15 protein-coding genes and 1 tRNA gene are annotated in these 17,137 nt (G+C 74.4%); 10 read left to right on the forward strand and 6 right to left on the reverse strand.

The annotated features are described in order from the left end of the window. The first annotated feature begins 15 nt into the window (after positions 1-15). Positions 16-126, forward strand: a complete 111-nt coding sequence (locus tag ACYVAP_RS03360; RefSeq protein WP_259361883.1) for a methionine/alanine import family NSS transporter small subunit — start codon at positions 16-18, stop codon at positions 124-126. Between the two features lie 125 nt (positions 127-251). Here the strand turns inward: ACYVAP_RS03360 and ACYVAP_RS03365 are convergent, their stop codons facing one another. Genes ACYVAP_RS03365 through ACYVAP_RS03380 form a run of 4 tightly spaced genes read right to left on the reverse strand, consistent with a single transcriptional unit; the run spans position 252 to position 5,567 of the window. Further along, on the reverse strand, positions 252-1,070 hold the full coding sequence (locus ACYVAP_RS03365; protein ID WP_498859526.1) for an energy-coupling factor transporter transmembrane component T family protein: 819 nt from the start codon (positions 1,068-1,070) through the stop codon (positions 252-254). Further along, positions 1,070-2,869 carry an ABC transporter ATP-binding protein gene (locus ACYVAP_RS03370; RefSeq protein ID WP_498859527.1) on the reverse strand — a complete coding sequence of 600 codons (1,800 nt, stop codon included), beginning with the start codon at positions 2,867-2,869 and terminating at the stop codon, positions 1,070-1,072. Before ACYVAP_RS03370 ends, ACYVAP_RS03365 begins: the two co-directional genes overlap by 1 nt. A gap of 38 nt (positions 2,870-2,907) precedes the next feature. Continuing rightward, entirely contained in the window at positions 2,908-3,834 is a 927-nt protein-coding gene (locus ACYVAP_RS03375; protein ID WP_498859528.1) for a DUF8171 family membrane protein, read from the reverse strand. A 47-nt stretch (positions 3,835-3,881) separates the two neighbouring features. Next, a complete protein-coding gene (locus ACYVAP_RS03380) occupies positions 3,882-5,567 on the reverse strand; it encodes an HAD family hydrolase (protein WP_498859529.1) in 1,686 nt (561 codons plus the stop codon). A 176-nt stretch (positions 5,568-5,743) separates the two neighbouring features. Between ACYVAP_RS03380 and ACYVAP_RS03385 the strand changes: the two genes are divergently transcribed. The 9 genes from ACYVAP_RS03385 to ACYVAP_RS03425 all read left to right on the forward strand — a co-directional run bounded on the left by ACYVAP_RS03385 (position 5,744) and on the right by ACYVAP_RS03425 (position 13,722). Continuing rightward, positions 5,744-6,745 (forward strand): LacI family DNA-binding transcriptional regulator, encoded by a 1,002-nt coding sequence (locus ACYVAP_RS03385; RefSeq protein WP_498859530.1) that lies wholly within the window; start codon positions 5,744-5,746, stop codon positions 6,743-6,745. Between the two features lie 166 nt (positions 6,746-6,911). Further along, positions 6,912-7,469 (forward strand): flavin reductase family protein, encoded by a 558-nt coding sequence (locus ACYVAP_RS03390; RefSeq protein ID WP_264449573.1) that lies wholly within the window; start codon positions 6,912-6,914, stop codon positions 7,467-7,469. 111 nt (positions 7,470-7,580) lie between these two features. After that, positions 7,581-7,665 (forward strand) — tRNA-Ser (locus ACYVAP_RS03395). A 258-nt stretch (positions 7,666-7,923) separates the two neighbouring features. Then, positions 7,924-9,180: a hypothetical protein gene (locus tag ACYVAP_RS03400; RefSeq protein WP_498859531.1), complete on the forward strand. Its 1,257-nt coding sequence runs from the start codon at positions 7,924-7,926 to the stop codon at positions 9,178-9,180. Between the two features lie 208 nt (positions 9,181-9,388). After that, the gene (locus ACYVAP_RS03405; RefSeq protein ID WP_498859532.1) at positions 9,389-10,555 is read left to right on the forward strand and encodes an LLM class flavin-dependent oxidoreductase; all 1,167 of its coding nucleotides are present in this window, start codon (positions 9,389-9,391) and stop codon (positions 10,553-10,555) included. Further along, positions 10,552-11,277: an NADPH-dependent FMN reductase family protein gene (locus tag ACYVAP_RS03410; protein WP_498859533.1), complete on the forward strand. Its 726-nt coding sequence runs from the start codon at positions 10,552-10,554 to the stop codon at positions 11,275-11,277. Before ACYVAP_RS03405 ends, ACYVAP_RS03410 begins: the two co-directional genes overlap by 4 nt. A gap of 99 nt (positions 11,278-11,376) precedes the next feature. Beyond that, positions 11,377-11,823: a YciI family protein gene (locus tag ACYVAP_RS03415; protein ID WP_498859534.1), complete on the forward strand. Its 447-nt coding sequence runs from the start codon at positions 11,377-11,379 to the stop codon at positions 11,821-11,823. Beyond that, positions 11,820-12,587: a sugar phosphate isomerase/epimerase family protein gene (locus ACYVAP_RS03420; protein WP_498859535.1), complete on the forward strand. Its 768-nt coding sequence runs from the start codon at positions 11,820-11,822 to the stop codon at positions 12,585-12,587. Before ACYVAP_RS03415 ends, ACYVAP_RS03420 begins: the two co-directional genes overlap by 4 nt. Positions 12,588-12,651: 64 nt before the next feature. Next, positions 12,652-13,722, forward strand: a complete 1,071-nt coding sequence (locus ACYVAP_RS03425; RefSeq protein WP_498859536.1) for a LacI family DNA-binding transcriptional regulator — start codon at positions 12,652-12,654, stop codon at positions 13,720-13,722. A gap of 10 nt (positions 13,723-13,732) precedes the next feature. Here the strand turns inward: ACYVAP_RS03425 and ACYVAP_RS03430 are convergent, their stop codons facing one another. Next, entirely contained in the window at positions 13,733-14,713 is a 981-nt protein-coding gene (locus ACYVAP_RS03430; RefSeq protein ID WP_498859537.1) for a LacI family DNA-binding transcriptional regulator, read from the reverse strand. Positions 14,714-14,754: 41 nt separating this feature from the next. After that, positions 14,755-17,010: a glycoside hydrolase family 3 C-terminal domain-containing protein gene (locus ACYVAP_RS03435; protein ID WP_498859538.1), complete on the reverse strand. Its 2,256-nt coding sequence runs from the start codon at positions 17,008-17,010 to the stop codon at positions 14,755-14,757. Between the last annotated feature and the right edge of the window lie 127 nt (positions 17,011-17,137).

Here is a 17,137-nt window from a genome sequence, read left to right on the forward strand (position 1 = left end):
CCGAAGGAGGACCCCGTGTCCGCATCCGCCGTCGTCATGATGATCGTCGCGATCGTCACCGTCTGGGGCGGCCTCGTCGCCGCCGTCGTCAACATCGTGCGCCACCCCGAGGCGACCGAGGACTGACCCCTGCCCGGCGGCGACCCGTTCCGGCACCGCCGCCCCACGGAGGACGTGAGGAGCACCTGCCCTGTGCATGAGGGGGCGCGTGCTCCTCACGTCCTTCGTATGCGTCGGGGCCGCGCACGGGCTCAGAAGGGCAGCATCGCTCCGAGCCGGTAGGCGGCGAGCACCGCCACGACGCTCACCACGAGCACCACCCAGTCGAGGCCTGCGGTGCGCAGGGAGGCCAGGCGCAGGCGCCGGCCCACAGGGTTCGCGGCGGCGTAGGTGAAGCCGCGGGTCTCGAGGGCCTCGACCGTGGTGCGCACGTTCTTCGCCGTGTTGAGCATGATCGGGTAGAACGCGGTGACCGCGAGCGTGCACCACTGCAGGATCACGCGCCATCCCAGCAGGCCCGGCCGCTCCACGGGGGCGTGGCGCAGGCGCTGCCCCTCGAAGACCGTCACGTACTCGTCGACGAGGATCGGCAGCATGCGGTAGCCGTAGGAGACGCCGAAGGCGAGCAGCTCCGGGGCGCGGAACCACAGCAGCGCGTCGGAGAGCTTCTCCGGGTCCAGGGACACGAACGCCGCCATCGAGGCCATGGACACGGCGCCGAGCTTGAGGTTCAGCTCCGCGAGCGCCACGAGGGTGCCCAGGTCGCCGCCGAACAGGAACGAGGCGGCGAACAGCCCCACGACGTTGCCCAGCAGGCCGATGAGGAACAGGCCCAGCACGAGCGGGCCCACCCGGGCGAGGGCCACGGAGACCGCGCCGAGCGCGAAGAGCAGGGCGAGCACCCCGGCGGAATGGGTGAACCAGGGGGCGAGCGCCATGAGCAGGTACCAGGCGAGGACCACGCGCGGGTCAATGCGGGAGAAGAGGCCGCCGCGAGTGGAGTAGGCGGTGCGCAGCAGCTCCAGGCGCACCCATTCCACGCTGAGGACGTCGTGGGTCGTGCGGGCCATCAGTGCTCCTGGGTGGGGTCGGCGTCGACGGTGCGCAGGTGGGCGCGCAGCTCCGTCGCGGTGAGCGGCAGCGGGTCCAGGCCCAGCTCGAGGGCGATCCGGGCGGCCTGCGGCGGGGTGAGGCGGGCGCGGCCGGTGATCTCGGGCCGGGCGAACAGCGCCTGCGGGGTGGCGTCGGCGAGCACGCGCCCCTGGTCCAGGACGATCACGCGGGTCGCCCAGGCGGCGACGAGGTCCATGTCGTGGGTCGCGACGACGGCGCAGCGCACGGTCTCCGCGAGCGCGGCGAGCATGGCGGTGACGTCGTCGCGGGAGCGGATGTCGAGGCTCGAGGTGGGCTCGTCGAGCAGCAGCAGACGGGGTCGCATGGCGAGGCCGATGCCGAGGGTCGAGCGGCGCTGCTGCCCGCCGGAGAGGGTGCGGCCGTCCCGCTCGGCGAGCTCGGTGAGGCCCACCTCGGTGAGGATGCGGTCCACGATCGCCTCGGCGTCGGGCACCTTGCGGCCGCGCGGGAAGAGCGCGACGTCCTCGCGCACGGTGTCCTTGAGGAACATGCGCTGGGGGTGCTGGTCGAGGTAGGAGACGTGGTCCGCGAGTCGGGAGGCGGAGCGGGTGCGGGTGTCGATGCCGTCCACGGTGACGGTGCCGGCGCGGGGCACGATCAGCCCGGTCAGCAGGCGCATGAGCGTGGACTTGCCGGCGCCGTTGGTGCCCACGAGCGCGATCCGCTCCCCGGCGCGGAGCTCGAGGGAGAGGTCGTCGAGGACGGTCGAGAGGGAGCCGTCCACGCCCCGGTAGCCGTGGCTGACCCCGCGCAGCGAGGCGACGACCTCCGCCGGCTCGGGGACAGTGGCGGCGGGATCAGGGGTGGCAGCGGGGGACGGGGCCGACGGGCCGCTCCGCTCCGCGGCGGGCCGCAGGTGCTCGCGCAGCACGGTGACCGCGGAGGGGACGTCGAGGGCGACCCGCTCCGCGCCGACGGCCGCGGTGAGCGCGACCGCATCGGGGGCGGGGATGCCGTGGGCGCGCAGGTCGCCGTGGCGGTCCATCGCCTCCTGGACGGGGAGGTGCCAGACGGGGGCGCCGTCGGCCATGAGCACCACCGAGCGGGCGAACTCGGCGACGAACTCGGCGTGGTGCTCGATGGTGACGACGGTGATGCCGTGGCGGGTGTTGAGCTCCCGCAGCCGCAGGTAGATCTCGCGGGCGCGGGCGGGGTCGAGCTCCGCGACGGGCTCGTCGACGACGATCACCTCGGGGCGCAGGGCGAGCACCGCGGCGAGGGCGACGAGGTGGGCCTGGCCACCGGAGAGCTGCCAGACGAAGCGGTCCGCGAGATGGGCGATGCCGAGCGCCGCGAGGGCCTCCTCGGTGCGCTCGCGGTGGTCGGCGTGGCCGAAGTTCAGGGGTCCGAAGGCGACCTCGTCCCGCACGGTGGGGCGCACGAGCTGGTTCTGGAAGTCCTGGTAGACGTAGCCGACGCGGCTCGAGAGCTCCGCGACGGAGGAGTTCCAGGTGTCCACGCCGTCCACGTGCACGGCGCCGGCGAAGTCGCCGTTCCAGTAGTGCGGGACGAGCCCGTTGAAGGTCTTGCACAGGGTGGTCTTGGCGGAGCCGTTGCCCCCGACCACCGCGACGAAGCCGCCGCGCTCGATCGTGAGATCGACGTTGCGCAGGGCGTCGCGGTCCGTGCCGGGATACCGGAAGGACAGGTCCTTCACGACGATCGCGGGCGGTGCGGCGTCGGCCGGCGGGGCGGTGGGGGCCGGCACGGCGAGGGTCGGGGGCAGGGCGGTCATGGCGCTCCTGGGTCGGTGGCGGGGTGGGCGGGGACGGCTCAGCTGTCGGCGGTCTCGGCGGCCCGGCGCGAGAGCCGGAACAGGAGCACGGCGACGGTGAGCACCACGGCGATCGCGGCGACGGCGACGAGCAGGAAGCCGTTGCCGAAGCGGTCGATGAAGTCCGGCTCGAAGGCCCCGGCGGAGATGTCGAAGGCCTCGAGGAAGGCGAAGCCGAAGCTCGCGACGCCCAGCAGCAGCGCGCCGCCCACGGAGAGCGGGGTGCGCGGGGCGGCGCCGGGGATCGGCTCCCCGGGGACGCGGGGGCGCATGCCCATGAGCGGCTCGATCTTCCCGTGCAGGGCGGGGATCAGCCACATGGCGGGGATCGCGCCCAGCAGCACGCCGCTCATGATCACGTCCACGCCCAGGCCGATCGCCTCGAGGGCGAGCATCGACTGCGGCAGGCCCTCGACGAGCTCGGCGTCCTCGACGCCGATCCACACCTTGGAGAGGTCCACGACGGCGGAGAGCACCTTGTCCACGAGCACCAGCACGACCGAGGCGATCGCGATCTGCACGCGGGAGCGGGGGTTGCGCACGAGGGAGCCGGCGATGAACACGGCGAGGAACATCTGCAGGAAGCCCTCGACCTCGGCGAGGCCGGAGAAGTCGCCCATGAGCAGGTCGGTGAAGACGATCTCGCCGAGCGGGGCGCCGAGCGCCGCCCAGAACGGGGAGAACAGGGCGGCGACCGTGAGCGGCACGAAGACCATGTAGGAGACGGAGACGTCGACGGGGCCGATGGAGGGGTCCGGGATGATCTCGAGGATGATGTTCGAGAGCCCGAACAGGGACATCGAGAGCACGAAGATCATGAGCTTCTGCGAGGTGGACAGCTCGGTGCGGCGGATGCCGTCGATGGTGCCGCGGAGGGCGCCGCGGCGCTCGTCCTCGGCGGGACGCGGGGGGACCTGGGTGGACATGGGGTGCTCCTCGGGGGTGGGGCGGACCGGATGCGGGGAGGGGAAGCTCAGGGGGCGGTGGCGAGGGCGAGGCGTGCGGCGAGCACGTCGATCACCTGCGCCGGGGAGTCGAGGACGTGGTCGGCGTGGCCGTCGGCGAGGGCCCGGGCGAGGGCGGGCTCCTCGTCCTTCCCGCCGCGCAGCAGGCACACGGCGCCGATGCCGGCCCCGGTGCCGCCGCGGCCGTCGTTGACGGCCTTGTCCCCGACGTAGACGACGTCGGCGGGGAGGGTCTCGAGGCCGGCGAGGGCGGCCTCGAAGATCGCGCGGCCGGGCTTGCGCACGCCGACCTCGTCCGAGTACGCGGCGGGGCCGATCATCCCGGCGACGCCGTGGCGCTCGAGGATCTCCCGCACGCCGCGGCCGGAGATCGTGTTCGAGACGATGCCGACGACGATCCCGTGGTCGCGGGCCCAGGCGATGAGCTCGAGGGCGCCGGGGCGCAGGGCGGGCTCCGACTTCGCGCGGTGCAGGGCGAGGGAGAGCTCGGCGGCCTCGAGCCGCAGCGCGGGACGGAGGGCCGCGGGGAGGTCCTGGCCCACGAGGTCGCCCCAGAGCTCGGCGGCGGGGATCTCGGCGTGGGTGCCGTCGCCGTCCGCGTCCCGCTCGTGCTTGCGGGCCCGGTGGCGTTCCCAGCCGGACTCGACGGCGGCGGTCGCCTCGGCGGGATCGAGCGGCACGCCCACCTGCGCGGCGAGGGCGGCGATCCGCTCGCCCATCCGGGTGAAGCGGTCCGGGGCGGGGGTGGAGAGGGTGATGACGCCGCCGTGGTCGAGCAGCAGCGCGGGCCGGCCCGGCGCCGGGGCGGCCGGCAGGGCGGCGGGTGCGGGGGCCGACGGGGCGGCGGAGGCGGAGGGCGCGACGGAGGCGGAGCCGCCGTCGGCCGCGCCGCGCAGCGCCCGCAGCATCGGCGCGAGCAGCTCCTCGGGGCTGTCGAGCTCGAGGTCCGGGCGGTCCGTGACGGCGAAGGGCGGGTGGTCGGTGCGGTGGTCGCGCGTGATGACGAGGGCGCCGATCCCGGCGCGGCGGCCCGCGGCGACGTCGCGGTCGTAGGTGTCCCCCACGTACCAGGCCTGCTCGGGGCGCACGCCGAGGGCCTCGGCGGCGAGGTGGAGCATGCCCGGGTGCGGCTTGCGGATGCCGACCTCGTCGGAGTAGATCTGCACCGCGAAGGCGTCCGCGAGGCCGGCCTCGGCGAGGATCGCCCGGTGGGCGCGGCCGGAGTGGGCGTTGGAGACGATCGCGAGGCGCACGCCGTGCTCGCGCGCGGCCTCGAGCAGGGCGGGGATGCCGGGGCGCACGTGGTGGTCCGCGACGATCGGCGCCATGGCCGCGAGCAGCTCCCCCGCCTCGAGGGCGAGTCCGTGGCGGAGCGCGTCGGGGAGATCCGCGAGCAGCATCTCGGCGACGATCTCGCGGGCGGTGAGCTCGCGCGGCTCGGGGCGGCGGGAGGAGGCGTTCTTCCACAGCGAGAGCGCGGTGCGCCCCGCCCGCAGCGAGGCCTCGACCTCGCCCTGCTCCGCCGCGAGGCCCATCGCCCCGGCGCGCCGGACCACCTCGGCGGCGAGCTCGCGTGCCCAGAGGGCCCGCGAGGTCGTCGTGACGACCACGCCGCCGAAGTCGAGCAGCAGGGCGCGGGGCGCGGGCAGGGTGATCGCAGGATCGGCGGCGACGGGTCGGGTCGTGGTGGACACGGGGCTCCTCGGGGCGGGGCCGAGGGGCGGGTCCCCGATCGGCATGCCCGACGCTACGGAGGCCTCGCGGTCCCATCGTGAACAGCGGATGAACCGTCGCCCACCGTTCGGCCAGGAGATCTGAAACTCTTCAGACCCGGCTCTGACCTGGGCTCCCGCGGGTGTGGGATCGGGGCATGACCCATGGCTCCCGCTCCTCCCGGCCCACGCTCGCGCAGGTCGCCCGGGCCGCGGGCGTCTCCCCCGGCTCCGCGTCGATGGCGCTCAACGACCGCCCCGGCGTCTCCCGGGGGACGCGGCTGCGGGTGCTCGAGGCGGCGCGGCACCTGGGCTATCGCCGGCGCGGGCGCGGCAGCGGGCTGATCGGTGTGCTCCCCACGGACCTCGGGAACCCGTACCACACGGACGTCATCGCGGGCATCGAGGGGCAGGCCGACGCGCTGGGCCTCGGTGTCGTCATCGCGCACGGGCGGCGGGACCCCGAGCACCTCGAGGCGCAGCTGCAGCGCCTGCTGGACCTCGGCGTGGACGGCATCGTCGCGGTGACGACGTGGCTGCGGCCGTCGGCCCTCGAGCGGGCCGTGCAGGTGGTGCCCGTGACGGTGATCGGGCGGATGCAAGACGCGGTGCCCGGCACGGACGCGGTGCGCACGCACGACGAGGCGGGTGCGGCGCTCGCGGTGCGCCACCTCGTCGAGCTCGGGCACCGCCGCCTCGCGCACGTGACCCTCTCCTCGCGCCCGGGACCGGCGGGCCGCCGCAGCGGCTTCCTCGCCGAGACGGAGCGGCGGGGGCTGCGGGGCACGGCGACGGTGATCGGCCCGGACCGTGCGGAGGACGGCATCACCACGCTGCTGCGCTCCGTGCGCCGCGGCGACGCGGACGCCCCCACCGCGGTGTTCACCGCGAACGACATGGCCGCGGTCTCCGTGCTGCACCGCGCGGCGGACCTCGGGGTGGAGGTCCCCGGGCGTCTGAGCGTCGTGGGCTACGACGGCTCCGCGGTCGCGCTCACCGTGCGCCCGCACCTCACGAGCGTCCACCAGCCGCGCGGCGAGATGGGTCGGCTCGCCGCGCGGATGCTGCGCGAGCGCTTCGAGGGCCGCGGTCACGACACCTCGAGCGTGGTGGACCCCGTGCTGCACGTGCGGGCCTCGACCGGGCCGGTGCCGGCCTGAGCGGAGGGGCCGAGGACGCATGTGGTCATCTGGCGTCACGAACATGACGGCGCCCCGGCCCCGCTCCTACTGTCGACGGAACGCCCCCTGTCGACGGGCCCCGTGTCGACCCCTGCATCTCATGTCCGCACGGCACCCGATTCCACGGAGCATCCGAGGAGAACCGATGACCACAGCGCCCCATCCGTCCGAGCCGGACAACGACGTCGCCCATCCCGCCGAGGCCGCCCCGCCGCTGGACGGCGCGCTGGACCGGGAGAGCTTCGGCGCCCTGTTCCGCCGTCACCCGGCGGGCGTCGCCGTCGTCACCCTGCTGGACGACGGCGTGCCCGTCGGCTTCACCGCGACCTCCGTCATCTCGGTCTCCGCGCATCCGGCGGTGCTCGCCTTCTCGATCAACGACACGTCCTCGTCGTGGCCCGCGGTCTCCCGGGCGGAGTCGGTGACGATCAACCTGCTCGCGGCGGACCAGCGCCAGGTCTCCACCGTGTTCGCGACCTCCGGCGTGGACCGCTTCGCCCAGGCGGACTGGCAGCAGCTGCCCACCGGGGAGCCCGTGCTGCGCGGCACCTCCGGCTGGATCAGCGGGCACGTGCTGCAGCGCGTCCCGGCGGGAGGCAGCCACCTGGTGCTCGTCGCCGCGGATCGCGCGCAGGTGTTCGACGCGGAGCCGCTCGTGTACCGCAACCGCGCCTACCACCAGCTGATCGAGTACGAGATCTGAGCGCGCGGCGGCGCGAGCCGCGGCCGACGGCGGCGCGGATGTGACCTGCGCCCGCCCGGTTCGCCCCCGCCCCGGGCTTCGGGTACGCTGATGCCTGCTCTTACGAGCGCTGGAGGATTCGCCTAGCGGCCTATGGCGCACGCCTGGAACGCGTGTTGGGTGCAAGCCCTCGGGGGTTCAAATCCCCCATCCTCCGCCGAATGATCGCCCCGGACCCGCACTGCGGATCCGGGGCGATCTGCATGTCCGCCCCCGCCTGCGCACATGCGCGGCGATGGTCCGATTCCGTTCCGGATCGGCGCCTGCGGGGGAACGACATCGGACCATCGCCCGCGGGACAGCACCACGCCCCCGGGTCACCATCCGGTCTCCATCTGCGCTGCGACCGTGACCTGCGCGACAGGCCCGGATATCCTTCCGCGAACGCCGGAATCGACGAATCACGGGGGCAAGGATGTCGCAGTCGGGCTGGGGCGGCCAGGGGCCGTCCTCTCAGGGCGGGTCGTCGCAGCAGGGGTGGGGCCAGCAGGGGCAGGGCCAGCAGGGGTGGGGCCAGCAGGGGCAGGGCCAGCAGCCCGGTCAGCAGGGCGGATGGGGCCCCGCGCCCCAGCAGCAGTCCCCCGCGTGGGGTCAGCCGTCACCGGGCGGGCCACCGCAGGGCGGCCAGTTCGGCGGCTCCCCCGCCTACGGCGCGCCGCAGCCGCCCACCCCGCCGCGCAGGAAGTGGCCGCTGGTGCTCGTGGCGATCGGCTGCGTGCTCGCGCTGTTCCTCGGGATCGGCATCATCACCGCGGCCGTGCTGCTGAACCGCAGCGGCGGGGACAGCGATCCCACGGCCGCCCCGACCACCTCCGGGAGCCCCACGGAGGAGCCCACCGCGACGCCGACGGAGACCCCCACGGTCTCCGGATCCTCCGAGGGCGCCACCTTCGAGCCGATCACCCCCTATGACGAGACGACGAAGACCCCGGACGAGATCTGGTCGATCCTCGAGGACAACCCGATGACCTCCGGCACGGTCAGCACGATCGGCAGCTGCGAGCTGCCGGGCACGCCGAAGGAGCCCTCCGACGAGCAGCTGCAGGCCACGCTCGAGTCGGCGGGCGGCTGTCTGAGCTCGGTGTGGTCCACGGCGAGCTCGGACCGCGGGCTCCCGTGGTCCAACCGCTCGCTCGTCGTCTACCAGCACCCGGACGTCCCCACGAGCGCCGTGTGCGAGCCGGACACCTTCGATGCGGAGTCCCCGCGCGTGTGCAACATCGACGAGACGATCTACTGGCCGAAGGGCTCCGGCGTCGCCCACCAGATGGGCACCTCCGGCGCGGTGAGCGATGAGGCGGAGCTCTCGACCGCCTACCTGTGGGACCTCTCCTACAGCTACGTGAAGGTCGGCTGGTGGAACAGCTCGATCGGCATCTACTACGGTCAGATGTCCGATGGGCTCGAGGACGATCCCGACCGCCAGGCGGAGGCGGCACGCCGCTACGCCGCTCAGAACATCTGCGTCGCGAGCCTCATGTCGATGCGCGTGCCGACCGCCGCGCAGCCGAGCGAGACGGTGCGCGGCATCCTCACCGACCCGAAGACCTGGCAGGACGGCCCCGCGGTCACCGCGGAGACCCACGCCCGGTGGATCAAGAAGGGCTTCGAGGCCGACGGCGACCTGGCCGCGTGCAACGCCTGGACGGCCCCGCTCGACGAGGTCGCCTGAGCTCGATCCGCAGGGGTGCCCCGGCCTCGTCCGTGAGGTCCGGGGCACCCCTGCGGGCGACCGGCGCCACAGGGGCTTGCGCACGCCCTCAAAGTAGTTTAATTTCGAACTATCAGTCGGAGGGGCGCCGCCCACGGCACCGCGGACCCGCGGCACCGCGGCACGGCCCTCCCGCCGGCGGCACACGACGAGTCGTCAGGAGCGCATCATGCAGTTCGGAATCTTCACCATCGCCGACATCACCCCGGACCCCACCACCGGGCGCGTCCCCACCGAGCACGAGCGGCTCGAGCTCATGGTCGAGGAGGCGACCCTCGCCGAGCAGGTGGGCCTGGACGTCTTCGCCCTCGGCGAGCACCACAACCCGCCGTTCGTGACCTCCTCCCCCACCACGACGCTCGCGTACATCGGCGCGAAGACCCGCGAGATCATCCTCTCCACCGCGACCACGCTGATCACCACCAACGACCCGGTGAAGATCGCCGAGGACTACGCGATGCTCCAGCACCTCACGAACGGGCGCGTGGACCTCGTCATGGGCCGCGGCAACACCGGCCCGGTCTACCCCTGGTTCGGCCAGGACATCCGCAAGGGCATCGAGCTCGCCGTGGAGAACTACGAGCTGCTGCACCGCCTGTGGCGCGAGGACGTCGTGAACTGGGAGGGCCAGTTCCGCACCCCGCTGCAGCAGTTCACCTCGACCCCGCGCCCGCTCGACGGCGTCGCCCCCTTCGTGTGGCACGGCTCGATCCGCTCCCCGCAGATCGCTGAGCAGGCCGCGTACTACGGCGACGGCTTCTTCCACAACAACATCTTCTGGCCCATCACCCACACGAAGCAGATGGTCCAGCTCTACCGCGAGCGCTTCGAGCACTACGGCCACGGCACCGCCGACCAGGCGATCGTGGGCCTCGGCGGCCAGGCCTTCATGCGGAAGAACTCGCAGGACGCGATCACCGAGTTCCGCCCCTACTTCGACAACGCCCCCGTCTACGGCGGCGGCCCCTCGATGGAGGACTTCACGCGGCAGACCCCGCTCGTCGTCGGCTCCCCGGAGCAGGTGATCGAGCGCTACCTGACCATGGCGGACCACGTGGGCGACTACCAGCGCCAGCTGTTCCTGCTCGACCACGCGGGCCTGCCCCGCAAGACGGTGCTCGAGCAGATCGAGCTGCTGGGCACGGAGGTCGTGCCGGTGCTGCGCAAGGAGCTCGACGCCCGCCGCCCCGCGACCGTGCCCGACGCCCCCACCCACGCCTCGCTCGTCGCGGCGGCGGAGGCCGAGCGCGGCGCGTTCGATCCCGCCTACAAGTTCGAGACCGGTGACAACTGGACCGGCCTGCGCGCCGAGGACGCGAAGGAGGCGCGCCGATGACCATTCCGACCGGCACGACCTCTGATCCCGCCGTCGAGCCGCTGCGGCTCGTGGTGCTCTCCGCCGGGCTCTCCACCCCCAGCTCGACCCGCATGCTCGCGGACGAGCTCACCCGCGCCGTCACCGCGGAGGCCGGCCATCGCCCCGTCTCCACCGTCGTGGTCGAGCTGCGCGAGCACGCCCACGAGATCACCGACCTGATGCTCACCCGCTTCCCCGGGGAGCGGCTGTCCCCGGTGATCGACGCGGTGCGCCGGGCGGACGCCGTCATCGCCGTGACCCCGGTGTTCAACATCGGCCCGTCGGGCCTGTTCAAGATGTTCGTCGACGCCGTGGACAAGGAGATCTGGAACGGCCGGCCCGTGCTGCTCGGCGCGACCGCCGGCACCGCCCGCCACTCCCTCGCGATCGACTACGCCCTGCGCCCGATGTTCGCCTCCCTCAAGGCGGAGCTCGCGCCGACGGCCGTGTTCGCGGCCTCCACGGACTTCGGCGCGGACACCGAGGGCCAGGGCGACGAACAGCCGCTCGCCGCGCGGATCCGCCGCGCCGCCCGGGAGCTGCTGCTGCTGGTCGCAGGGACCTCCGGGGCCGACGGCGGTGACGCGGCCGACGCCGCCGGGACCCCGGCGGGCCCCGCCGCCCCTGCGCGCACCGTCGCGGTGGGTCTGGACGACGAGTTCGCGGACTTCGTGCCGATGGGGTCGCTGCTGGGGCGCTGATCCGCTGACGGCGACGGGCGCACCGCCTACGCTGGGCGCGGGACCTGCGGGGTCCCGCACCCGGGGCCGTCCCGGGGCCCGCTCCAGGAGGAGATCCCCATGCAGTACATGCTGATCATGCGCGCGACCGACGCCGCCCTCGCCGCCTCCCAGGAGGTCGACTTCGAGGAGGTCGTCAACGCGATGGGCGCCTTCAACGAGGCGCTCCACGACGCGGGCGTGCTCACCGCCGGCGAGGGCCTCACCGACGCCGCCGCCCCGGAGAACTTCGTCCTGGACTTCGACCAGGACCCGCCGGCCGTCTCCACCGCGCCCTACGGCCCCACCGAGGCGCTCTTCAACGGCTTCTGGATCCTCACGGTCGCCTCCCGCGACGAGGCGCTGCAGTGGGCGAGCCGCTGCCCGCTCGGGAAGGGCATGAAGCTCGAGGTGCGCCGCATCCACGGTGACGAGGAGATCGCCTCGCTCGTCTCGGAGGACAACGAGTACGTCGCCAAGGAGAAGGTCTGGCGCGCCGAGCAGGCGCAGCGCGACGAGGCCCGATGATCCGCCCCGGCCTGTGCTCGGTGACGCTGCGCGCGCTCGAGCCCTCCGCCGTCGTCGAGCTCGCCGCCGCGGCGGGCCTCGAGGCGATCGAATGGGGCGGTGACGTGCACGTCCCGCCCGGGGACGTGGACCGCGCCGGGCAGGTGCGCACGCTCACGGAGGAGGCGGGCCTCGCCGTCGCCTCCTACGGCTCCTACCTGCGCTGTGAGGGCCCCGCCGCTACCGTCGAGCAGGAGACCCGGGCGGTGCTCGCCTCCGCCGCTGCCCTCGGCGCCCCGCGGGTGCGGGTGTGGGCCGGGACGGCGGGCTCCGCCGACGCCACCGCGGACGCCCGCGCGGGCGTGGTACGGAACCTGCGCCGGGCCTGTGAGCTCGCCGCCGCGCAGGGCATCGAGCTGGGCCTCGAGTTCCACGGCGGGACGCTCACCGACGAGGTCGGCTCGACCCTGCGCCTGCTGGAGGAGGTCGCCCACCCCGCGCTCACCACCTACTGGCAGCCCCACCAGGACATGCCGCGCGAGGAGGCGATCGACACCCTGCGCCGGGTGCTGGACCGCGTCTCCACCGTGCACGTGTTCTCGTGGTGGCCGGGATCGGAGCGGCTCGCGCTGTCCGAGCGGTCGGACCTGTGGCGCGAGGTCTTCGCCACCCTCGCCGCGCACGGCGGGGACCACGACGCGCTGCTCGAGTTCGTGCCCGGGGACGATCCCGCGCTGCTGGCTCGCGAAGCGGGGACCCTGCGGGAGCTGCTCGCCGTATCCTGAGGCTCGCGGGACAGCGGTTGCCGTCCCGCGACCCGCGCCTGTCCCCGACCCCCGAGGAGCTCCCATGCCGGCGATCCGGCTCAGCGACGTCGCCGCGGATGCGGGCGTCTCCCTCGCGACCGCCTCCCGCGTGCTCAACGGCTCCTCCCGGGTGCCCGGCAAGGACGTCGCCGAGAAGGTGAAGGCCTCCGCCGCGAAGCTCGGCTACGTGCCCAACGCCCAGGCGCAGGCCCTCGCCCGCTCCCGCTCGGGGCTCATCGGCCTCGTCGTCCACGACATCGCGGACCCGTACTTCGCCGCGATCGCACGCGCCGTGCAGCAGCAGATCTTCGCCTCGGACTCGCAGGTGCTGCTCACGCAGACCGACCGCGACCACGAGACCGAGGTGCGGGCGCTGCGCTCGCTCATCGCCCAGCAGGTCGACGCGCTCGTGCTCGTGGGCTCGCACCGCTACGGCGGCGAGGCGGACGCCGCGATCTCGACCCTGCTCGAGGGCTTCAGCCGCAACGGCGGCACCGTCGTGGGACTCGGCCAGTCCCTCGGCGTGGGCCGCACGATCGTCCCGGACAACGCGGAGGCCGCGGAGGAGCTCGCGACCTCGCTCGTCGTCGAAGGCCACCGTCGCTTCGCGGTCGTCGAGGGCATCGCGGGGATCCCCTCCGCCGGGGACCGCACCGGCGGCTTCGTGCGCGGCCTGACCCGAGCGGGCATCGAGCCGGAGCTCACCCTGCGCGCCGAGCTCACCCGCAGCGGCGGGCACGACGCCGCCGCCCGGGTCGCGGACCATCTCGCCGCGGCTCCGTCATCGTCGTCTGACCCGTCGGACCCGCTGCCGCTGTGCCTCTTCGCCCCGGCGGACGTCATGGCCCTCGGCGCGCTCGGCGAGCTGCGCCGCCGCGGCCTCGAGGTCCCCGGCCAGGTCGCCGTCGCCGGGTTCGGCGGCGTGCCCGACGGGGCCGACGTCGCCCCCACCCTCTCGACGATCGCGCTGCCGCTGGACGACATGGCCCGCACGGCCGTGGACTGGGTCCTCGCGCGCGGCGACGCGGGGCAGGAGGCACCCGCCGCGGCGGAGGTCCACGTGAGCGGCGAGGTTCTTCTGCGCGAGTCCACGCAGCTCACCGCCGCCTCCTGAGGGCGACCTCTCAGACGCTCCCGCGCTCGACGACCCGGAAGCGCGGGGCGGCGCCGTCGAGCACGGCGCTCCCCCGCAGCGCGGCCGGGTCGATCACCGCGAGCCCCTCGGCGAACACGGTGCGGGCGAGGCCGGCGGGGTCGTGGTCGATCGTGGTGAGCGGCGGGTCGAGGTGCGCGGCCATCGGCTCGTCGTCGATCCCGATCACCGCGAGCTCGCCGGGCACGGCCACGCCCTCCTCCCGGGCGGCGTGCAGCAGCGCGGCGGCCCAGAGGTCGTTGTAGCAGGCCACGGCGGTGACGGGCGGCTCCGCGGCGCGCCACTCGCGCAGCAGGGCGCACAAGTCCGGCAGCGGCGCCGCGGCTGCGATCCGTGCGCTGCGGGGCGCGGGCAGGCCCGTCGCGACGCAGCCGCGCTCGATCCCGGTGCGGCGCTGCGCGTCGAGCTCGGCGAGCTCCGGGTCCTCCGCGCCGAGGTGGGCGAGGTGCTCGTGCCCGGCCGCGCGGAGGTGCCGCACCTGGAGGTGCGCGACGGGGTCGCCGTCCTCGCCCCCGGGGTAGGAGTCCGGGTCCGGCGCCGTGGGGGTGCGGCCCGCGTCGAGCACGGCCCGCTCGGCGGCGGTGGGCACGGCGAGGGCGAGCACGAGCTGCGGCTGGAGATGCTGGAGCGCCGCCTCGAGCGCGCCCGCGTCCCCCGCGCGCAGCGACACGAGCGAGTAGCCGTGCTCGCGGGCGAGGGCGGTCAGCGTGTCCGTCATGACGGCGAGGTTCCGGCCGTGCGGCAGCGCGGGGGACAGCGCGAGGATCACGGGCGGCAGCTTGCCGCGCAGGGCCCGGGCGCTCGGGTTCGGCACGTAGCCGAGCTCCCGGGCCGCGTCGAGCACCTTGCGGCGTGTGGCCTCGGGCAGGGGCCGGTCGGGCCGGTCGTTGAGCACGTAGCTGACCGTCGCCCGGGAGACCCCGGCGCGCGTGGCGACGTCCGTGCTGGTCACGCGCCTACCGCGCTCCGGGGCGCCCGGCCCCTGCCCGTCGGTCACGATCGGCCGGCGCCCGCGTTGACGCGGTCCAGGAACTCCTGGATCTGCTCCGGGGCGAGGCCCGCGAAGCCGGTGAGGCGGCCCACGGGGATCTGCTCGAACATCTTCACCATCTCCGGGTCCTGGAAGAGCGGGCTGTCGCCCACGAGCTCCTGGAGGGCCTCGGTGCCGCCGGGGATCGCGGCGAGCTCGAGCGGGGTGGTGGAGAAGGTCGCGGGGATGCGCGGCTCGGTCCCCTCGAGCGCGACCTCGGCGGAGAGGGGCAGGTCGCGGCTCGAGGCGCCCACCTCGACGCGGTAGGTGCCGGCCTCGACGGCCCACTGCCCGGAGCGCACGTCCCAGTACTGGAGCTCGGTCTCCGGGAGGTCGATGCGCACGGTCGCGGAGGCGCCGGGGGCGAGGGTGACGTCGGCGAAGCCCTTGAGCTCGCGCGGCGCGCGGGAGATCCCGCTGCCGGGGACGGAGACGTAGGCCTGCACGACCTCGCGGCCCTCCCGCTCGCCGGTGTTGGTGACCTGCACGGTGAGGGCGAGGCCGCCGCCGGCCTCGGTGACCTCGAGGTCCTCGTGGGAGAAGGTCGTGTAGCTCAGGCCGTGGCCGAAGGGGAAGGCGACCGCGGTGCCGCGCTGGTCGAAGCCGCGGTAGCCCACGAAGAGGCCCTCGCCGTAGGTGACGCGCCCGTGCTCGCCCGGGAAGTACGGGGTGGAGGGGACGTCCGCGAGGCGCAGCGGGATGGTCTCGGCGAGGCGGCCCGAGGGGTTCGTGCGGCCCAGCAGGACCTCCGCGGTGGCCTCGCCGCCGGCCTGGCCCAGCAGCCAGGCCTCGAGGATCGCGGGCGCCGAGCGGAGCGTCTCGGAGAGGCGGATCGCGGAGCCGTGGGTGAGGACGACGGCGGTGCGCGGGTTCGCGGCGAGGACCTCCTCGAGCAGGCGCTCCTGCTCCGCGGGCAGCTCCATGTCGGTGCGGTCGAAGCCCTCGGACTCGACGTCCTCGCCGAGGCCCAGGAAGAGGACGACGGTGCCGGCGGTGCGGGCGAGCTCGACGGCCTCGGCGCGCAGGGAGTCGGGATCCGCGGCGTCGTCGGCCCCGGCGGAGAATCCGCGGGCGAAGGGCACCTCGCCGAGCTCCGCGCGCAGCGCCTCGAGGGCGGGGGTCACGCGGGTGGCGTTGACGTGGGAGGATCCGGCGCCCTGGTAGCGCGGGGTCCGGGCGAAGTCGCCGATGACGGCGAGGCCCGCGGCGGCGTCGCCCTCGAGGGGCAGCAGGCCACCCTCGTTGCGCAGCAGCACGATCGCGCGGCGGGCGGCCTCGAGGGCCACCTCGTGGTGGGCGTCCGCGTCGTAGGTCGCGGCGGGGTCGCGGTGCGCGGCGCCCTGGCGCAGGAGCCGGACGACCTTGCCGGCGGCGCGATCCACGGCGGCCTCGTCGACCGTGCCCTCCTCGAGGGCGGCGGCGAGGGCCTGCTCGGCGCCCGGATCCGCAGGCATCTGCAGGTCCAGCCCGGCGGCGACGGCGGCGGGGCGGTCCACGACGGCGCCCCAGTCGGAGACGACGGCGCCCTCGAAGCCCCACTGCTCGCGGAGCACCTCGGTGAGCAGGAAGCGGTTCTGGGAGACGAGGGTGCCCAGCACCGAGTTGTAGGAGCACATGATCGTCCAGGGCTGCGCGCGGGTGACGACGGAGCGGAAGGCGCGCAGGTAGATCTCGTGCAGGGTGCGCTCGTCCACGGAGACGTCCACGCGCATGCGGTCCGTCTCCTGGTTGTTCAGCGCGAAGTGCTTCACGGAGGTGCCGACGCCGCGGTCCTGCATGCCATCGACGTAGGCGACGGCGAGCTCGCCCGCGAGGTGGGGGTCCTCGGAGAAGTACTCGAAGTTGCGGCCGCACAGGGGCGAGCGCTTGATGTTCATGCCGGGGCCGAGCACGACGGAGACGCCCTCGGCGAGGGCTTCCTCGGCGATCGCCGCGGCGACGGCGGCGGCGGTCTCACGGCTCCAGGTGGCGGCGAGGCCGACGGCGGGCGGGAAGCACGTGGCGGGCACGGAGTCGTTCAGGCCCAGGTGGTCCGCCTCCGCCTTCTGGGTGCGCAGGCCGTGCGGGCCGTCGCTCGTCATGATCGGCTCGAGACCCAGGCCGGGGGCGCCGTGGGTGTACCAGAAGTCCTGGCCGCCGGTGAGCGCGACCTTCTCCGCCGCGGGCAGCGCGGCGACCTCCGCCGCGTCGACCGTCGTGCTCGTGCCGTCCTGGCCCATGTCGTGCTCCTCTGCGAGATCCGTGCCTGCTCCGGGCAGGTTACTCGTGTCAGCCGGGTCGCGGGAGGACGTCCCGCGGCGACGCGCGGGCCTGCCCGGGGAGCAGGTCCACGCGCTCGCCTACTGG

This window comes from Brachybacterium horti (assembly GCF_054777615.1).

Coding starts and splice junctions, on each gene's coding strand:
- ACYVAP_RS03400 (WP_498859531.1), top strand. CDS start 7,924: ATGTCGCAGTCGGGCTGGGGCGGCCAGGGGCCGTCCTCTCAGGGCGGG.
- ACYVAP_RS03370 (WP_498859527.1), bottom strand. CDS start 2,869: ATGACCGCCCTGCCCCCGACCCTCGCCGTGCCGGCCCCCACCGCCCCG.
- ACYVAP_RS03405 (WP_498859532.1), top strand. CDS start 9,389: ATGCAGTTCGGAATCTTCACCATCGCCGACATCACCCCGGACCCCACC.
- ACYVAP_RS03365 (WP_498859526.1), bottom strand. CDS start 1,070: ATGGCCCGCACGACCCACGACGTCCTCAGCGTGGAATGGGTGCGCCTG.
- ACYVAP_RS03375 (WP_498859528.1), bottom strand. CDS start 3,834: ATGTCCACCCAGGTCCCCCCGCGTCCCGCCGAGGACGAGCGCCGCGGC.
- ACYVAP_RS03435 (WP_498859538.1), bottom strand. CDS start 17,010: ATGGGCCAGGACGGCACGAGCACGACGGTCGACGCGGCGGAGGTCGCC.
- ACYVAP_RS03385 (WP_498859530.1), top strand. CDS start 5,744: ATGACCCATGGCTCCCGCTCCTCCCGGCCCACGCTCGCGCAGGTCGCC.
- ACYVAP_RS03425 (WP_498859536.1), top strand. CDS start 12,652: ATGCCGGCGATCCGGCTCAGCGACGTCGCCGCGGATGCGGGCGTCTCC.
- ACYVAP_RS03390 (WP_264449573.1), top strand. CDS start 6,912: ATGACCACAGCGCCCCATCCGTCCGAGCCGGACAACGACGTCGCCCAT.
- ACYVAP_RS03415 (WP_498859534.1), top strand. CDS start 11,377: ATGCAGTACATGCTGATCATGCGCGCGACCGACGCCGCCCTCGCCGCC.
- ACYVAP_RS03410 (WP_498859533.1), top strand. CDS start 10,552: ATGACCATTCCGACCGGCACGACCTCTGATCCCGCCGTCGAGCCGCTG.
- ACYVAP_RS03420 (WP_498859535.1), top strand. CDS start 11,820: ATGATCCGCCCCGGCCTGTGCTCGGTGACGCTGCGCGCGCTCGAGCCC.